Source organism: Rheinheimera texasensis DSM 17496, assembly GCF_000711985.1.
Taxonomy (GTDB): domain Bacteria; phylum Pseudomonadota; class Gammaproteobacteria; order Enterobacterales; family Alteromonadaceae; genus Pararheinheimera; species Pararheinheimera texasensis.
Window position 1 is genome coordinate 1082203 of the sequence record NZ_KL544005.1, and the last position, 14788, is coordinate 1096990.

At 54.3% G+C, this 14788-nt stretch carries 14 protein-coding genes; 11 read left to right on the top strand and 3 right to left on the bottom strand.

Features of this window, described 5'->3' with window-relative positions; translation table 11 throughout:
- Window positions 1-95 precede the first annotated feature (95 nt).
- From Q399_RS0115370 to recG, 9 genes are all read left to right on the top strand, one after another.
- Window positions 96-719, top strand: coding sequence for a hypothetical protein (locus tag Q399_RS0115370; protein WP_031569903.1), 624 nt, complete (start codon window positions 96-98; stop codon window positions 717-719).
- Between the two features lie 47 nt (window positions 720-766).
- On the top strand, window positions 767-1255 hold the full coding sequence (locus Q399_RS0115375; protein ID WP_031569904.1) for a PaaI family thioesterase: 489 nt from the start codon (window positions 767-769) through the stop codon (window positions 1253-1255).
- 108 nt (window positions 1256-1363) lie between these two features.
- Window positions 1364-1996: a guanylate kinase gene (gmk, locus tag Q399_RS0115380; RefSeq protein WP_031569905.1), complete on the top strand. Its 633-nt coding sequence runs from the start codon at window positions 1364-1366 to the stop codon at window positions 1994-1996.
- Between the two features lie 48 nt (window positions 1997-2044).
- Window positions 2045-2320: a DNA-directed RNA polymerase subunit omega gene (gene rpoZ / locus Q399_RS0115385; RefSeq protein ID WP_031569906.1), complete on the top strand. Its 276-nt coding sequence runs from the start codon at window positions 2045-2047 to the stop codon at window positions 2318-2320.
- Window positions 2321-2428: 108 nt separating this feature from the next.
- A complete protein-coding gene (gene spoT / locus Q399_RS0115390; protein ID WP_031569907.1) occupies window positions 2429-4561 on the top strand; it encodes a bifunctional GTP diphosphokinase/guanosine-3',5'-bis pyrophosphate 3'-pyrophosphohydrolase in 2133 nt (710 codons plus the stop codon).
- A 5-nt stretch (window positions 4562-4566) separates the two neighbouring features.
- Complete coding sequence (locus Q399_RS0115395) at window positions 4567-4959, top strand: RidA family protein (RefSeq protein ID WP_031569909.1); 393 nt, start codon at window positions 4567-4569, stop codon at window positions 4957-4959.
- Between the two features lie 44 nt (window positions 4960-5003).
- On the top strand, window positions 5004-5768 hold the full coding sequence (locus Q399_RS0115400; protein ID WP_051686059.1) for a substrate-binding periplasmic protein: 765 nt from the start codon (window positions 5004-5006) through the stop codon (window positions 5766-5768).
- A 31-nt stretch (window positions 5769-5799) separates the two neighbouring features.
- On the top strand, window positions 5800-6564 hold the full coding sequence (locus Q399_RS0115405; RefSeq protein ID WP_084164399.1) for a transporter substrate-binding domain-containing protein: 765 nt from the start codon (window positions 5800-5802) through the stop codon (window positions 6562-6564).
- Between the two features lie 66 nt (window positions 6565-6630).
- Window positions 6631-8736 (top strand): ATP-dependent DNA helicase RecG, encoded by a 2106-nt coding sequence (gene recG, locus Q399_RS0115410; protein ID WP_031569915.1) that lies wholly within the window; start codon window positions 6631-6633, stop codon window positions 8734-8736.
- A 9-nt stretch (window positions 8737-8745) separates the two neighbouring features.
- On the opposite strand, the gene Q399_RS0115415 is transcribed toward recG, so the two are convergent.
- The gene (locus Q399_RS0115415; RefSeq protein ID WP_031569917.1) at window positions 8746-9009 is read right to left on the bottom strand and encodes a hypothetical protein; all 264 of its coding nucleotides are present in this window, start codon (window positions 9007-9009) and stop codon (window positions 8746-8748) included.
- Between the two features lie 144 nt (window positions 9010-9153).
- On the opposite strand from Q399_RS0115415, the gene Q399_RS0115420 reads away from it, so the two are divergent.
- Window positions 9154-9813 (top strand): GntR family transcriptional regulator, encoded by a 660-nt coding sequence (locus Q399_RS0115420; protein WP_031569918.1) that lies wholly within the window; start codon window positions 9154-9156, stop codon window positions 9811-9813.
- A 226-nt stretch (window positions 9814-10039) separates the two neighbouring features.
- Window positions 10040-12142, top strand: a complete 2103-nt coding sequence (gene fusA, locus Q399_RS0115425) for an elongation factor G (protein ID WP_479691990.1) — start codon at window positions 10040-10042, stop codon at window positions 12140-12142.
- An 81-nt stretch (window positions 12143-12223) separates the two neighbouring features.
- On the opposite strand, the gene Q399_RS0115435 is transcribed toward fusA, so the two are convergent.
- Both Q399_RS0115435 and Q399_RS0115440 read right to left on the bottom strand, forming a co-directional pair.
- Window positions 12224-13765, bottom strand: a complete 1542-nt coding sequence (locus tag Q399_RS0115435; RefSeq protein ID WP_051686060.1) for an aldehyde dehydrogenase (NADP(+)) — start codon at window positions 13763-13765, stop codon at window positions 12224-12226.
- Window positions 13765-14766, bottom strand: coding sequence for a 4-hydroxyproline epimerase (locus Q399_RS0115440; RefSeq protein ID WP_031569926.1), 1002 nt, complete (start codon window positions 14764-14766; stop codon window positions 13765-13767). The genes Q399_RS0115435 and Q399_RS0115440 overlap by 1 nt, the downstream gene beginning before the upstream one ends.
- Between the last annotated feature and the right edge of the window lie 22 nt (window positions 14767-14788).

Consider the following 14788-nt stretch of genomic DNA (forward strand, 5'->3'; position numbering starts at 1 on the left):
TAACTAAACTCAAAAACTCAACGCAAAAGCCAGACTCAAAAACCACCGGCGGTCAGGACGACTACCGGAACCCTTTGCAACAGAAGGATTTGCCCATGTGTGCTCAACAGCTTGCCCCGCTTTTTACTCCGTTTATTGCCAGCTATGCCCGTAGACTGCTGCCGGGCCTGCTGCTGAGTTTTAGCACCCCCACGCCAGCACAAATTGAACAGTTCAGCGTTGCCCAGTGTGCGCAGCTGGAAGCCGCACTGGAACTGAACCGCGAACAACAACGCCGTGGTTATAAGCTGAAACAGGAACTAAAAATCAAAGCGCAGCAAGCCCAGCTCGAACTGCAGCTGCAATATCATTGTCAGCAGCCGCAGGACATTACAACACCGCAGCGCCGACGCGCCGCAGCAACCCGTAAAAAGCAGCAACAAGCCGTGCAGGCCAACAGCCAAGCGAAAAAACAGACCAAGACCCAGGCAAGCAGCCAAGGCAACAATCCGCCTGACGCCGGGATGACTATCTCGGTGATCAGCGTTAAAGCGCCGTTTCAGGGCAACAAACAGCTTGCCTGGCTGAATTATTATCAGCCGCCGTTTTATTGTTTTGGCGTGCGTCAGACCGAACGCATCCGCCAGTGTGTCGAGCAGCGCCAACAGGCTCAGCAGCGTTTTGAACAGCAATACAGCGAGCGACAACCCAGCCAAACCAATAACTTGTCTGACCAGTAACAGTCAGATATGCTGTGGCCCGGTTTTTCTGTTTTTGCGGAGTCACAATGCGCGTCACAATGAAACAAGCTCAGCGCATGCTGTTTTGGTTCGGTCTGCGGTACATCCCGCTGATCGGTTTTTGCAGCCCGAAGATCCGCGAAATGTCGGATACGCATTTGGCAGTCAGCATGCCGCACACCTGGCGTACCAAAAATCATCTGGGTAGTATTTATTTTGGCGCGCTGGCCATTGGCGCCGACTTAGCCGGCGCTTTTCTGGTATTTAGCAAAGCGCGTGAGCGCGGCATCAACGCCAACTTTGCCTTTAAAGATGTCAAAGGTGAATTTTTAAAACGGCCGGAAGCAGAAGTCTGGTTTCGCAGCAACGACGGCGCACTGATCGATGCGATGATGGACGAATCCATCGCCACCGGACAGCGCATCAACAAAACCGTCAGCATTACTGTCACCTGCCCTTCCTTACATGGCGACGAGCCGATGGCCAGGTTTGAGCTGACGTTATCAGTCAAAGCCACCGCGAAAAAAGCCGGTTAAACCGGCTTTAGCACAGCAATAATCAGCAAAAGTCGTGGATTGCAGCCCGCCGTCGTTCTGCGTACACTGCGGTTTTTGTTGGCAGAGCCTGTTTCAGAGAATTTCCGCATGCAACATTTACCCGGCAACCTGTTTATTCTGTCTGCGCCAAGCGGTGCCGGCAAATCGAGTTTAATCAACGCCTTACTGGCACAACATGCCGACATGCAACTGAGTGTGTCGCATACCACCCGGGCGCCGCGCCCTGGCGAAACCGACGGCGTGCATTACCATTTTGTCAGTGTCGAGCAGTTTAAGCAGTTGATTGACGAAGGCGTGTTTCTGGAGTGGGCTGAAGTCTTCGGCAATTATTACGGCACTTCACGCCGCGCTATCGAAACAGAACTGGCCAAAGGCCGCGACGTGTTTTTGGATATCGACTGGCAGGGCGCTCAGCAAATCCGGCCACAAGTGCCAGGCGTGTTATCGATTTTTATCCTGCCGCCGAGCGTAGCCGAGCTGGAAAAACGCTTAAATGGCCGTGGCACTGACAGTGCAGAGACTATCGCCAAACGCATGCAGCAGGCGCATAGCGAAATCAGCCATGTCACTGAATATGATTATGTTTTGATCAACGACGACTTCCAGCATTGTCTGCAGCAGTTTGCCGCAGTAGTGCTGAGCCAACGCCTGACGCTGGCCAAGCAGCAGCAAAAGCAAACGGCCTTGTTCGCCAGCCTGTTGGCGACACCGGCAAAATAGCGTACACTAGCCGGCTTTGAACGAATCAGTCTTATCCCGGAGTGCAAAATGGCTCGCGTAACAGTCGAAGATGCAGTAAATCAAATTGGTAACCGTTTTGACCTGATCCTGGTCGCCGCACGCCGCGCACGCCAGCTCTCAGTGGAAGGCAAAGAAGCGATGGTTGACATCGAAAACGACAAATCTACCGTCGTCGCGCTGCGCGAAATCGAAAAAGGCCTGATCACTGCCGACATCCTGGACCAACAGGAGCGTCGTGACCAACTGCAACAGGAAGCATCTGAAATGGCCGCAGTCGCCGCCATCATCGGTTCAGATCACTAATCCTGCCCATTGCCAACGGGGTATCCCGTTGGCAAGCCTTGAAAATCCACGTATATTTGAGTCTGAAAACGGATACAACCCTGATATCCGGGCCCGGAGTCTCACACTGTGTATTTATTTGAAGGTCTGAAACAACAGATCAGCGCGTACTTGCCCCCTGAGCAGGTTGCCCTGGTGCAACAGGCCTATATCCTTGCGCGCGACGCGCATGCGCCGCAATTTCGCAGCAGCGGCGAGCCCTACATCACCCACCCGGTCGCCGTCACCAGTATTCTGGCCGACATGCGGATGGATCACGAAACCCTGATGGCCGCTTTGTGCCACGACGTGATTGAAGATACCGAATACAGCTTTGACGACCTGAAACAACGTTTTGGCAGCACAGTCGCCGAACTGGTACAGGGCGTGTCGAAACTCGACAAAGTAAAATTTAAAGATATCAAAGAGTTCGAAGTCACCAACCTGCAGAAAATGTTTCTGGCGATGACGCAGGACATCCGCGTTATCCTGATTAAACTGGCCGACCGCACGCATAATATGCGCACCATCGGCGCGTTAAAACCGGAAAAACGCCGCCGCATCGCCCGCGAAACTTTAGAGCTGTACGCCCCTATCGCCAACCGGCTGGGTATTCACAATATTAAAAATGAGCTCGAGGACTGGGGCTTCCGCGCTTTATACCCGATGCGCTACCGTGCGCTGGAAACTGCAGTAAAACAAGCGCGTGGCAACCGCAGCGAAATTATCGACAAAATTCAGAACGAAATTTCTGCGCGCATCCGCGATGCCGGCATCAATGCCGAAGTCAAAGGCCGGGAAAAACACCTGTACAGCATCTACCGCAAGATGAAAAGCAAAGAGCTGATGTTCAACGATGTGATGGACATTTATGGCTTTCGCGTCGTGGTCGACAGTGTGGATTCCTGTTACCGCGTGCTCGGCGTTGTGCACAACCTATACAAACCTATTGAGATCCGTTTTAAAGATTACATCGCTATTCCAAAGCAAAACGGCTATCAGTCGTTGCATACGTCGTTGATTGGCCCACACGGTATTCCGGTGGAGATCCAGATGCGCACCCGCGATATGGATGAAATGGCTGATAACGGCATCGCCGCACACTGGAAATACAAAAAATCCGGTGAACAGGGCGACAGCGCAGCGCAAATCCGCGCCCGGCGCTGGATGCAAAGCCTGCTGGAAATTCAGCAAAGCGCCGGCAATACCTACGAATTCGTGGAAAACGTCAAAACCGAGCTGTACCCGGATGAGCTCTATGTGTTTACGCCCAAAGGCAAAATCGTTGAGCTGCCGATTGGCGCCAACGCTGTCGATTTTGCTTATGCCGTGCATACTGACATTGGTAACAAGTGCGTTGGTGTGCGGGTCGACCGTAAACCTTATCCGCTGACCAAAGCCTTAGAAACCGGCCAGACGGTGGAAATCATCACCAGTCCGGGCGGTAAACCCAACGCCAGCTGGCTGAACTATGTGGTGACCAGCCGCGCCATCATGAGCATCCGCAACTTCCTGAAAAAACAACAGCAAAGCGAAGCGGTGGCGCTGGGTAAACGGCTGCTTGGCTCGGCGCTCGGTGAAGTCAAAATCGAGACTATCGCCCCAGAGCGGATTGAGCGGGTGCTGGCGCATACCACGAAAAAAACGCTGGACGAACTCTACTCCGACATCGGCCTTGGCAATCAGCTGCCTATCGCCGTGGCGCGCCGTCTGCTTGGTGAATTTGATGAAGTCACTCCGGTTGCGGCGCAAACCGTCGCCGACAATCCGTTACCATCCAAAGTCAAAGCGGTAATTGTCGGCTCGGAAGGTTTACTCACCACTTTTGCCAAATGTTGCCGGCCTATTCCGGGCGACCCTATTGCCGCCAGCGCTTCACCGGGCAAAGGCCTTAACGTGCACCGCGCCGAATGCCGCAATATCCGTGGCTGGGAAAAAGAACCGGGCAAATATTTCCCGGTGAAATGGGATCAGACCGGCGACAAACAGTTCCTGGTTGATATCCGCATTTTTATCGTGAACAAACAAGGCATGTTGGCCAAACTCACGACTGTCATCGCGTCGCAGGATTCCAATATTCAGGATCTGTCGACCGACGACCGGGATTCCGGCGACTATGTGATTAAAATCACGCTGTCGGTGCGGGACCGTATTCATCTGGCCAACGTGATGCGCAAACTCCGGGTCACGCCGGATGTGATTAAAGTTTACAGAAGGAAGTAACCCTCATGTCCAAAGTCATTATCAGTACTGCCAATGCCCCTGCCGCCATCGGCACTTATTCGCAGGCGGTCAAAATTGGCACTACTGTGTATTTAAGTGGCCAAATTCCGCTGGTGCCGGCTAGCATGCAGATGGTGTCGGAAGATTTCGCCGAGCAGGCCCATCAGGTATTTAAAAACCTGTCTGCCGTCTGTGAAGCCGCCGGTGGCACTATCCAGGATATGGTCAAAGTGAATATTTTCCTGACTGACTTAAGCAAATTTGCCATCGTCAACGAAATCATGGCGCTGTACTTCAGCCAGCCTTATCCGGCGCGGGCTGCAGTGCAGGTCAGCGCTTTGCCGCGCGCCGCGCAGATTGAAATCGACGGTGTGATGGAGTTGCCATCAACCAACTAAGCCGTTGCCGGCAGTGGCTGACGCAGTCACTGCTGTTCACTTTATTGTTATTGTCGTCGGCGGTGCAGGCCGCAGACGACCGGCCGGTGCTGCACTGGTGTCTGGACCATTTCCCGCGTTTTCATGAATTCCAGCGGCCTGACCGCCCGGTTGGCGCCTCTGTCGACCTGATGCAGGAACTGGCGCGCCGCGCTGGCTTTCGGATTGAATACAGTCCCCGAACGCCGGTAGCCCGTTGTTTTCGCCAAATCGCCAGTGGCGAAGCGGATCTAATGACTAATCTGAACAAAACACCGGAACGCGAAGCCTTAATGCTGATGTTTCCATACAGCGAACGTATTCCGGAATCTTTGTATCAGCGTGGTGACGACCCCCGCACGATTAATCAGCTCAGTCAGCTGGAACATTTAACCTTAGCGACAGTGCGCAACTACGCCTATCATCCGGATTTGATGACCTTAGTCCGTAATCTGGGATCCAACCGCCAGCTGGAGGTCCCAAGTATCGCTGCCGGTTTTGATGTACTGGCCAAAGGCCGGGTTGATGGCTTAATTGTACCGCGTTACAGTTCGCTGGATTATTTGTACAACACACCGCGTTTACATCAGAAATTTAAACGCGCGCCATTGATGCTTAAAACGGCCACACCGCAGTTTATCTATATTGGCTTTTCCCGGCATAGCCGCCACCCGCAACTGGCCGCCGTCATTGAAAAAACTATCGCCGAAATGATGGCAGACGGAACTGTCAGCCGCTTATACGCACCGGATGCAAGCCAGGCCGACTTATCGGTGTTGGTAGGAAACTAACAGACTGGCTTGATGCCAGAAGGAGTTGCAGATGTCCGGATGGTTTCGCTACAGCGCTCTGTGCTTGTTTTGCTGGCTATCGCAGGCAGTAGCCAACCCTACCGAAGCATCCCAGACTCCAGCTAAACCTGTGCTGCAATGGTGCCTTGATCACTTGCCGCCGCGCCATAGCTACATAGCCGGGCAGGCGCCCACCGGGCCTATGGTCGACATGATGCGTGAACTGGCGGATGCCAGTGGTTTTACCCTGACGTTCAGCCCTCCAACCCCATTAAGCCGTTGTCTGAAACTGCTGGAAGAAGGTAAAACCGATCTGATGACTGGTTTGGTGCAAACCGAAGCGCGCCAGGCGGTATATCTGATGGCGCCTTTTGATGAAGTGCGGATGACCAGTATCTTTTTAGCGCCGCATAGCCCGGAGATCCAACGCGAACAGGACTTGCGCGGGCGCATCGTGGTACTGACGAAAGACCGCACTTATCCACCGGCCTTTCTGAAACGGTTACCCCAGTTGCAAATGACCATCATTTGGGGCAAAAATTTGGAAAGTGCGCTGGCGTTATTGTTGTATCAGCAAGCCGATCTTTACGTGGGGCCACTGCATTATACCTCGTTGGAATTACAGAAAAATCCGCGTTTTAAGACGCTGAAGCTCAATGACTGGCAACTACCCGCGGACCACACTCAGCGCACTCATCTGGCGATGTCCCGGTTAAGCCCGCACCAGGCGCTCTGGCCAAAAATCGATCAGGCACTGCAACACATGGTCGCGGCCAATAAAACGCATTTTTACTGAGCCTGCGCACGCTGCAGTATTTTTCCGTTATGATGCGACGATGATTGTCTGCGGACCTGACAGAATTTGAGCCGGACCTCTCTTGCCAACCTGGCCATAGTGCATCTCAAAGGTGTTGGCGCCAAAACTGCTGCGTTGCTGGAAAAACTGGGCCTGCATTCGGTGCAGGATATTTTGTTCCACCTGCCACTCCGTTATGAAGACCGCACCCGCGTCTGCCCTATCGCCGACACCTGGCCGGCGCAGCAGGTCAGTGTGCAGGGCGTGGTGCAAAGCAGTGAAATCACCTTTGGCAAAAGACGCAGTTGGGTAGTAGTGCTGCGTGACGGCAGCGGCAGTATCACGCTGCGGTTTTTCCACTTCAGCGCGGCACAAAAAAACGCAGTGGAACCGGGGGTCACGCTACGCTGTTTTGGCGAAGTCAAACGCGGCATGCGTGGCGTGGAGATGCTGCATCCGGAATACAAAATCATCAAAGATGACGCCGGCCCCGAGCTCGCCGAGTCGCTGACGCCAGTCTACCCGACCACCGAAGGCTTAAAACAAGGCAGCTGGCGCACGCTGACAGAGCAGGCGCTGACAGAGCTGCGCCGCGCCGCGCCGGAAGAATATCTGGCGCCGTTATTCGCGCTGCAGGCACAGCATGCCGGCCACTGGCAGGCCTGGAGCCTCAGCGACGCGTTATTTTATCTGCACCGGCCACCGCCGGATGCTTCTTTACAGCTGCTGGAACTGGGACAACATCCGGCGCAGCAGCGGCTGATTTTTGAAGAACTGGTGGCGCAGCAGCTCAGCATGCTGCAGGTGCGCAGCCTGTCGCGCACTCAGGCCGCCCGTCCCATTCCGCCCGACCAACAGCTGACGCCGCAACTGCTGGCCAGCCTGCCGTTTAGACCAACCGGCGCGCAGCAACGGGTATTGCAGCAAATTCAGCAAGATCTGGCCCGCACAGAACCTATGTTACGGTTGGTGCAGGGCGACGTTGGCTCCGGTAAAACCCTGGTCGCGGCGCTCGCTGCTTTGCCGGTGATCCAGGCCGGCTGGCAAGTCGCACTGATGGCGCCGACTGAACTGCTGGCCGAGCAACACGCCAGCACCTTCCGGCGCTGGCTGGAACCTTTAGGCGTGCAGATAGCCTGGCTTGGTGGCAAAACCAAAGGCAAAACGCGCGACGCTGAGCTTGCTGCCATTGCCGATGGCAGCGCCCGGTTGGTGATTGGCACTCATGCCTTGTTTCAGCAGCAAGTGCAGTTTGCTGCGCTGGCGCTTGCCATCATCGACGAACAACACCGCTTTGGTGTGCATCAGCGGCTGGAACTCAGAGCCAAAGGTGAACAACAGGGGTTTGCGCCACATCAGTTGGTGATGACAGCGACGCCTATCCCCCGCACGCTGGCGATGACCGCATACGCTGATTTGGACACCTCTATCATCGACGAGCTGCCGCCGGGCCGCACGCCGGTAACGACTGTGGCAATCCCGGACACGCGCCGTGCTGAAGTCGTCAGCCGGGTGCGCCAGGTGGTGCAGGAACAAGGCCGGCAGGCGTATTGGGTCTGCACTTTGATTGATGAATCCGATGCGCTGCAATGTCAGGCCGCCGAAATCACCGCCGCCGAACTTGCTGCAGCTTTGCCGGAACTGAACATTGGCCTGGTGCATGGCCGGCTGAAAAGCAGTGAAAAACAAGCGGTGATGCAGGCCTTCGCCGCGAACGAACTGCAATTATTAGTCGCGACCACTGTGATTGAAGTCGGCGTGGATGTGCCAAACGCCAGCCTGATGATTATCGAAAACCCGGAGCGGCTTGGCCTGGCGCAACTGCACCAGCTACGTGGCCGGGTCGGCCGTGGCAGCGCCGCTTCACACTGCGTGCTGCTGTATCATGCGCCGCTGTCCCCTACCGCGCAGGCCCGCTTGAGTGTGCTGCGCGACAGCAACGACGGCTTTGTTATCGCCCAACGCGATTTGGAAATTCGTGGCCCGGGTGAACTGCTCGGCACCCGCCAGACTGGCCTCGCCAGTTATCGCATCGCCGATCTAAGCCGCGATCAGGATTTGATCCCGGCGGCGCAACAGACAGCCCAGTTGCTGTGGCAGCAGGATCGCCGTGGCAGTGAAGCGCTGATCCGCCGCTGGCTGGGCTATCGGGAGATTTATGCACAGGCCTGATGCAATAGCTCAGGCCTCAACCCATAACTTTCGCACGGACGACACTGACGGATGAGAAATCAGTACCTGTGCTTCCTGCAATAAATCTGTCGCTGTGATATCCCGCAACAAGTGCACCCGCAGCAACAAACAGCTTTCCCCGAGATATTCAACTGGTTCCGGTGCACCGACGTCATGCACCGCCGGATGTTTCAAGTCATAACCACATTGCTCTGCGATTTCCTGCACCGTGACATCATCATCCGAGACATCAACTGCGATATATAGCTTCATAACGACCTCTGTGATTTTACGTCTTATAATAGTGCCACAGCTCAAATGCCGGATGCGATCTCACCATTAAAACTGATAGACGAATGACTATATCGACTTGGTATACTGTGTTTTTGCAGCATATATCGGTAACCCGGACCCCTGATGAGTATCGAATACAAAACCCGCACCCAAGTCGTTGTTGAAGTAATTCGGCAGAAGATCCTGTCCGGCGCCATTAAAGGCGGTGAACCGCTGCGTCAGGCCGCGCTGGCCGAAGAGTTAAATGTAAGTCGCATTCCGGTGCGCGAAGCGCTGCTGCAACTGGAAGCTGAGGGGCTGGTCGAGTTTGAGGCGCATAAAGGCGCCACCGCCACCCGCTTATCTGCCGACCAGGTCACTGAGTTATTTGAACTCAGAGCTATGCTGGAAACCGATTTGCTGCGCCGCGCGGTGCCGTTACTGACTGAAGCTGATCTTGCTGCCGCCGAAGTGCTGCGCAGCCAGATGGCTGATGCTTATCAACAGCAGGACAGCGCCGGCAGCTGGAGTGTGCTCAATACTCAGTTCCATCTGACTTTGTACCGCGCCGCCAACCGGCCCTTAAGTTTTGAAATGGTGCAGCAACTGCTGACCACGTCAGACCGCTACATCCGCATGCATCTGATGCTGGCCGGTGGTGTGCAAAAAGCCGATCCGGAACATAGTGAACTGCTGAAGTTGTGCCGTGAAGGCCAGACCGACGCCGCCTGTGCCTTGTTGGCTCAGCATATCCTCGGCGCAGCCGGTGAAGTGAAACAAATAGTCGCCAGCCTGAGCAACTGATCCGAAGTCCCGCAGCAGGATCATTCGCCCTTCCGTTTTGATTTCAGCCGCTTAGTGGCTGACATTTCAAACCGTTATAGCAGTCTTTACTGCTGTAACGCGATGTTTGCAGCGGCAAAATAAGACAGTTGGGTGAAACTGTCCGGATCATTGCTTTTTTTTCGGGCAAATCGAAATAAAATCCTGTATATTGTCGCCCTATTTTCTAACCCCTAGCTTAATCGAGATGACTATGTCAGCAGATTTATCCTTATACAGAAACATTGGTATCTTCGCTCACGTTGATGCCGGTAAAACCACCACGACCGAACGTATCCTGAAACTGACCGGTAAAATCCACAAGATCGGTGAAGTTCACGAAGGTGAATCAACTACTGACTTCATGGTGCAGGAAGCTGAACGTGGTATCACTATTCAGTCTGCTGCTGTTACCTGTTTCTGGAAAGGTCACCGTTTCAACGTGATCGATACCCCGGGCCACGTTGACTTCACAGTTGAAGTTTACCGTTCTCTGAAAGTTCTGGACGGTGGTATCGGTGTATTCTGTGGTTCAGGCGGTGTAGAACCTCAATCTGAAACCAACTGGCGTTATGCCAACGACGCGAAAGTTTCTCGTCTGATCTTCGTGAACAAGCTGGACCGTATCGGTGCTGACTTCATCCGCGTAACAGAACAAGTTAAAAACGTTCTGGGCGCACAACCATTAATCATGACTCTGCCAATCGGCCGCGAAGATACCTTCGTTGGTGTGGTTGACCTGCTGTCTGAAAAAGCCTATGTGTGGGACGATTCTGGCCAGCCAGAAAACTACAAAGTGACTGACATCCCGGCTGACATGCTGGATGACGTTGCTATGTACCGCGAACAGCTGATCGAAACTGCCGTTGAGCAAGACGATGACCTGCTGATGGCTTACATGGAAGGCGAAATGCCAACTGTGGAACAAGTCAAAGCTTGTATCCGCAAAGGTACCCGTGAGCTGGCATTCTTCCCAACTTACTGTGGTTCAGCCTTCAAAAACAAAGGTATGCAATTACTGTTAGACGCAGTTGTTGACTACCTGCCGAACCCAACTGAAGTTAATCCTCAGCCGCTGACTGACGAAGAAGGTGCTGAAACTGGCGAACACGCTATCGTTTCTGCTGACGAGCCATTCCGCGCACTGGCATTCAAGATCATGGACGACCGTTTCGGCGCCCTGACCTTTATCCGTATTTACTCTGGCGTGCTGAACAAAGGCGACACAGTTCTGAACTCTTACACTGGTAAGACAGAACGTATCGGCCGGATGGTTGAGATGAACGCGAACGACCGTACTGACCTGACAACTGCTCAGGCCGGTGACATCATCGCGCTGGTTGGTCTGAAAAACAACACGCAAACTGGTCACACCCTGTGTGATCCAAAAGCACCATGTACTTTAGAACCAATGGTATTCCCAGAGCCGGTAATCTCTATCTCTGTTACGCCAAAAGACAAAGGCGGCATGGAGAAGATGTCTGTAGCTATCGGTAAGATGGTTGCAGAAGATCCAACGTTCCGCGTTGAGACTGACCAGGATTCTGGCGAAACTATTCTCAAAGGCATGGGTGAACTGCACTTAGATATCAAAGTCGACATCCTGAAACGGACTTACGGCGTTGAACTGATTGTTGGTCAACCACAGGTTGCTTACCGTGAAACTATCACTCGTGAAATCGAAGATAGCTACACGCACAAGAAACAATCTGGTGGTTCTGGTCAGTACGGTAAAATTGACTACCGCATCCGTCCGGGCGAGCCAAACTCAGGCTTCACATTCAAGTCAACAGTTGTTGGCGGTAGCGTTCCAAAAGAATTCTACCCAGCGATCGAAAAAGGCTTCGAGTCTATGATGTCTACAGGCACCATGGCTGGCTTCCCGGTACTGGACGTTGAAGTTGAACTGTTCGACGGTGGTTTCCACGCCGTTGACTCATCAGCTATCGCATTCGAAATCGCTGCTAAAGGCGCATTCCGTCAATCAATGCCAAAAGCTGGTCCACAACTGTTAGAACCAATCATGAAAGTCGACGTCTTCACTCCAGAAGACCACGTTGGTGACGTGATCGGTGACTTGAACCGTCGTCGCGGTATGATCTCTGGTCAAGAGTCTGGCGCAACTGGCGTTCGTATCAAAGCAACAGTGCCGCTGTCAGAGATGTTCGGTTACATCTCTACACTGCGTACAATGACATCAGGCCGTGGCCAATTCTCTATGGAATTCGACCACTACGCTGCATGTCCTTCAAACGTAGCTGAAGCTGTGATCGCGAAAGAGAAAGAAAAGAAAGCTGCCGCTAAGAACTAATTAGCCGCTAGCCAAAAAAGAAGCCCCGCAATTGCGGGGCTTTTTGTTTTGGCGAAAAAGTCAGTGGCAGCTGCTTTGTATTCAGCCGCCAAAGTTCTGCCAGCATATAGGCCGGACAAACCGCTGATAAGACGCAGTACCGACCGCTGTAAAACGTAAGTCTGTACTGGCCGGAAAAGGGCCGCCATGCTGCATGGCACTGCAGACTTCAACGCCAGTCGGCATCTGATTACGAATGAGACGGCCACAACAGTCAACAAGCAGCGGTAGTAACGGCTGCAGCGCCTGCAAATCCTGATCTGTGCCATAGACCGTACAAGTCAGCTGACCTTTGAGTGTCGGTAGGATCGCTGCTATTTCAGCCAGCGTGCGGTAGCGGATAAGCACTGTCGCAGGCCCAAACACTTCATGCTGTAATTGCGGCAATTCATGCCAGCGCATCGCGTCTGTGATAAACAGCCGTGGCAACACCTGACAGCCTTTTTCCACCAGTGCCGACCGCCCCTCGGCAAGCTGTGTCACACCTGGCAAGCCATTGAGCACCGCACAGCTGTGGCGGTAGCCTTCGGCGATTTTTGCCGTCAGTAAAGTCACCAGCGAAGTGGCAGTGAAACTACCGGTAAGCATATCCAGCATAGCGCCGGTTTCTGGTTGATCCGGTACAAACACCAGACCAGGCCGGGTACAGAACTGGCCATTGCCCTGTAGCACTGACTGCGCCAGCGCTGTGGCAAATGCCGCACCATGCAGCGCCAGCTGTTCCGGTAACAGCAGCAACGGGTTTTGTGAACCCAGCTCACCATAAAACGGCACCGGCACCGCGCGCTGCTGGATCAGTTTTTGAAAATGCAGCCCAAGCAGTTCTGAGCCGGTAAAAGCCACAGCTTTCACTACCGGATGCTGGAGCAGCTGCGCCGAAAAATCATGGCGCTGTGCATACACTAGCTGAAACACTCCGGCCGGTAAATCACAGGCCTGCCGGGCTTTGTCTATCGCCTGCGCCACCAATGCTGAAGTCGCCGGATGGGCATTATGCGCTTTAACAATCACCGGACAACCGGCCGCTAAGGCACTGGCGGTATCACCACCAGCCACCGAAAACGCCAGCGGGAAATTACTGGCAGCAAATACCAGCACAGGCCCAAGCGGCACAGTATCGAGCCGGAGCTCAGGTGCCGGTAACGGCACACGCTGTGGCTGCGCCGGCAGATAAGTGCTGGCTGCAGGCTCGTCCAACAAGCCCGCGAAAAGCCGCAGCTGGTTGCAGGTACGGCCACGTTCGCCTTCAACCCGCGCCTGCGGCAAGGCAGTTTCCGCCATCACAGTTTCAACCAGCACGCTGCCGAGCACCTCAATCTCAGTGGCAATTTGTCGTAAAAACGCCGCACGCGCCGCGCGGCTGGTTTGGCGATATTGGCCAAAAGCCGTTTGTGCACTCTGCATCAGCGCCTGCAGCTCTGCCGAACCCGCTTCGGGGAAAGTCCAGGGTAAGGCGCGGTTTTCTGCCGGCATATAACTGTGAAATTCAGCCGTCGCTTCGCCTTGCCAGACACCGTCAATCAGGTGACGGCCAGCAAATGGCGTGTTGGCATCTTGCAGCTGAAATAAGGAATCATTGCGCATTAACGCACCTCAAAACCAAAAGCATAAGGGTCGGCGTCATCGACGCGGATTTGGTTGGCACCATACACATGGGCCCAGCCGGCGATGGACGGGAACATTGCGGCAATGCCAGCAACTTCGGTCGCCGCTTCCACCACACCGGTGAACTGGCTGCCGATGATGCTTTCATGCACGAAACGGTCGCCGACCTTTAAATCACCGCGGGCATACAGCTGTGCCATCCGCGCGCTGGTGCCGGTGCCACAGGGCGAACGGTCGATGGCGCCATCGCCATAAAACACTGCGTTGGCGGCATCAGAGCCTGATGTTTTCGGCTTGCCGGTCCACTGTACGTGGCTGATGCCGGCAATACTGGCATCGAGCGGATGCACACAGGAATAATGCTGATTAGCGATCTTGCGCACTAACGGGCTCCAGCGCAGCACATCAGCGGCTGTCCAGTGCTCAAGGCCGGGGAAATTGGCCTGCGGCTCGACAATCAGATAAAAATTGCCGCCGTAGGCCACATCAAATTTGATCAGGCCAAGGCCAGGCACATCGATTTCACCGCCTTTAATCGCCAGAAATGACGCCACATTGCGGATTTTCACCGATGTGACTTTATCGCCGTCGCGCTGATAGCTGATGCGGACCTGACCGGCCGGCACGTCTAATAACAACTGACCCGGTATTTTCGGGGTGATGAGACCCGCTTCCAGCGCAGCCGTGACAGTGCCGATAGTGCCGTGTCCGCACATCGGCAAACAGCCGCTGGTTTCGATAAACAGCACTGAAGCGTCCGCATCGCTGCTGCACGGCGGGTACAAAAAAGCGCCGGACATCATGGCATGGCCACGCGGTTCAAACATCAGCGCTTGCCTGATCCAGTCAAAACGGGCGAGAAAATCCAGCCGTTTTTCGCTCATGGTCTGACCGTTTAACTGCGGATGACCGCTGGTCACCAGCCGTACCGGATTGCCGCAGGTGTGGGCGTCGATACAAAAAAAGGTACCTTTTAGCATACTGCTGCTCCTGAAAACCGCA

What these genes read in the sequence shown, in the direction of transcription:
- Q399_RS0115395 (WP_031569909.1), top strand. Translation starts at nt 4,567, where the DNA reads ATGTCCAAAGTCATTATCAGTACTGCCAATGCCCCTGCCGCCATCGGC.
- fusA (WP_479691990.1), top strand. Translation starts at nt 10,040, where the DNA reads ATGACTATGTCAGCAGATTTATCCTTATACAGAAACATTGGTATCTTC.
- Q399_RS0115370 (WP_031569903.1), top strand. Translation starts at nt 96, where the DNA reads ATGTGTGCTCAACAGCTTGCCCCGCTTTTTACTCCGTTTATTGCCAGC.
- Q399_RS0115440 (WP_031569926.1), bottom strand. Translation starts at nt 14,766, where the DNA reads ATGCTAAAAGGTACCTTTTTTTGTATCGACGCCCACACCTGCGGCAAT.
- Q399_RS0115415 (WP_031569917.1), bottom strand. Translation starts at nt 9,009, where the DNA reads ATGAAGCTATATATCGCAGTTGATGTCTCGGATGATGATGTCACGGTG.
- Q399_RS0115420 (WP_031569918.1), top strand. Translation starts at nt 9,154, where the DNA reads ATGAGTATCGAATACAAAACCCGCACCCAAGTCGTTGTTGAAGTAATT.
- Q399_RS0115405 (WP_084164399.1), top strand. Translation starts at nt 5,800, where the DNA reads ATGTCCGGATGGTTTCGCTACAGCGCTCTGTGCTTGTTTTGCTGGCTA.
- Q399_RS0115375 (WP_031569904.1), top strand. Translation starts at nt 767, where the DNA reads ATGCGCGTCACAATGAAACAAGCTCAGCGCATGCTGTTTTGGTTCGGT.
- Q399_RS0115435 (WP_051686060.1), bottom strand. Translation starts at nt 13,765, where the DNA reads ATGCGCAATGATTCCTTATTTCAGCTGCAAGATGCCAACACGCCATTT.
- gmk (WP_031569905.1), top strand. Translation starts at nt 1,364, where the DNA reads ATGCAACATTTACCCGGCAACCTGTTTATTCTGTCTGCGCCAAGCGGT.
- rpoZ (WP_031569906.1), top strand. Translation starts at nt 2,045, where the DNA reads ATGGCTCGCGTAACAGTCGAAGATGCAGTAAATCAAATTGGTAACCGT.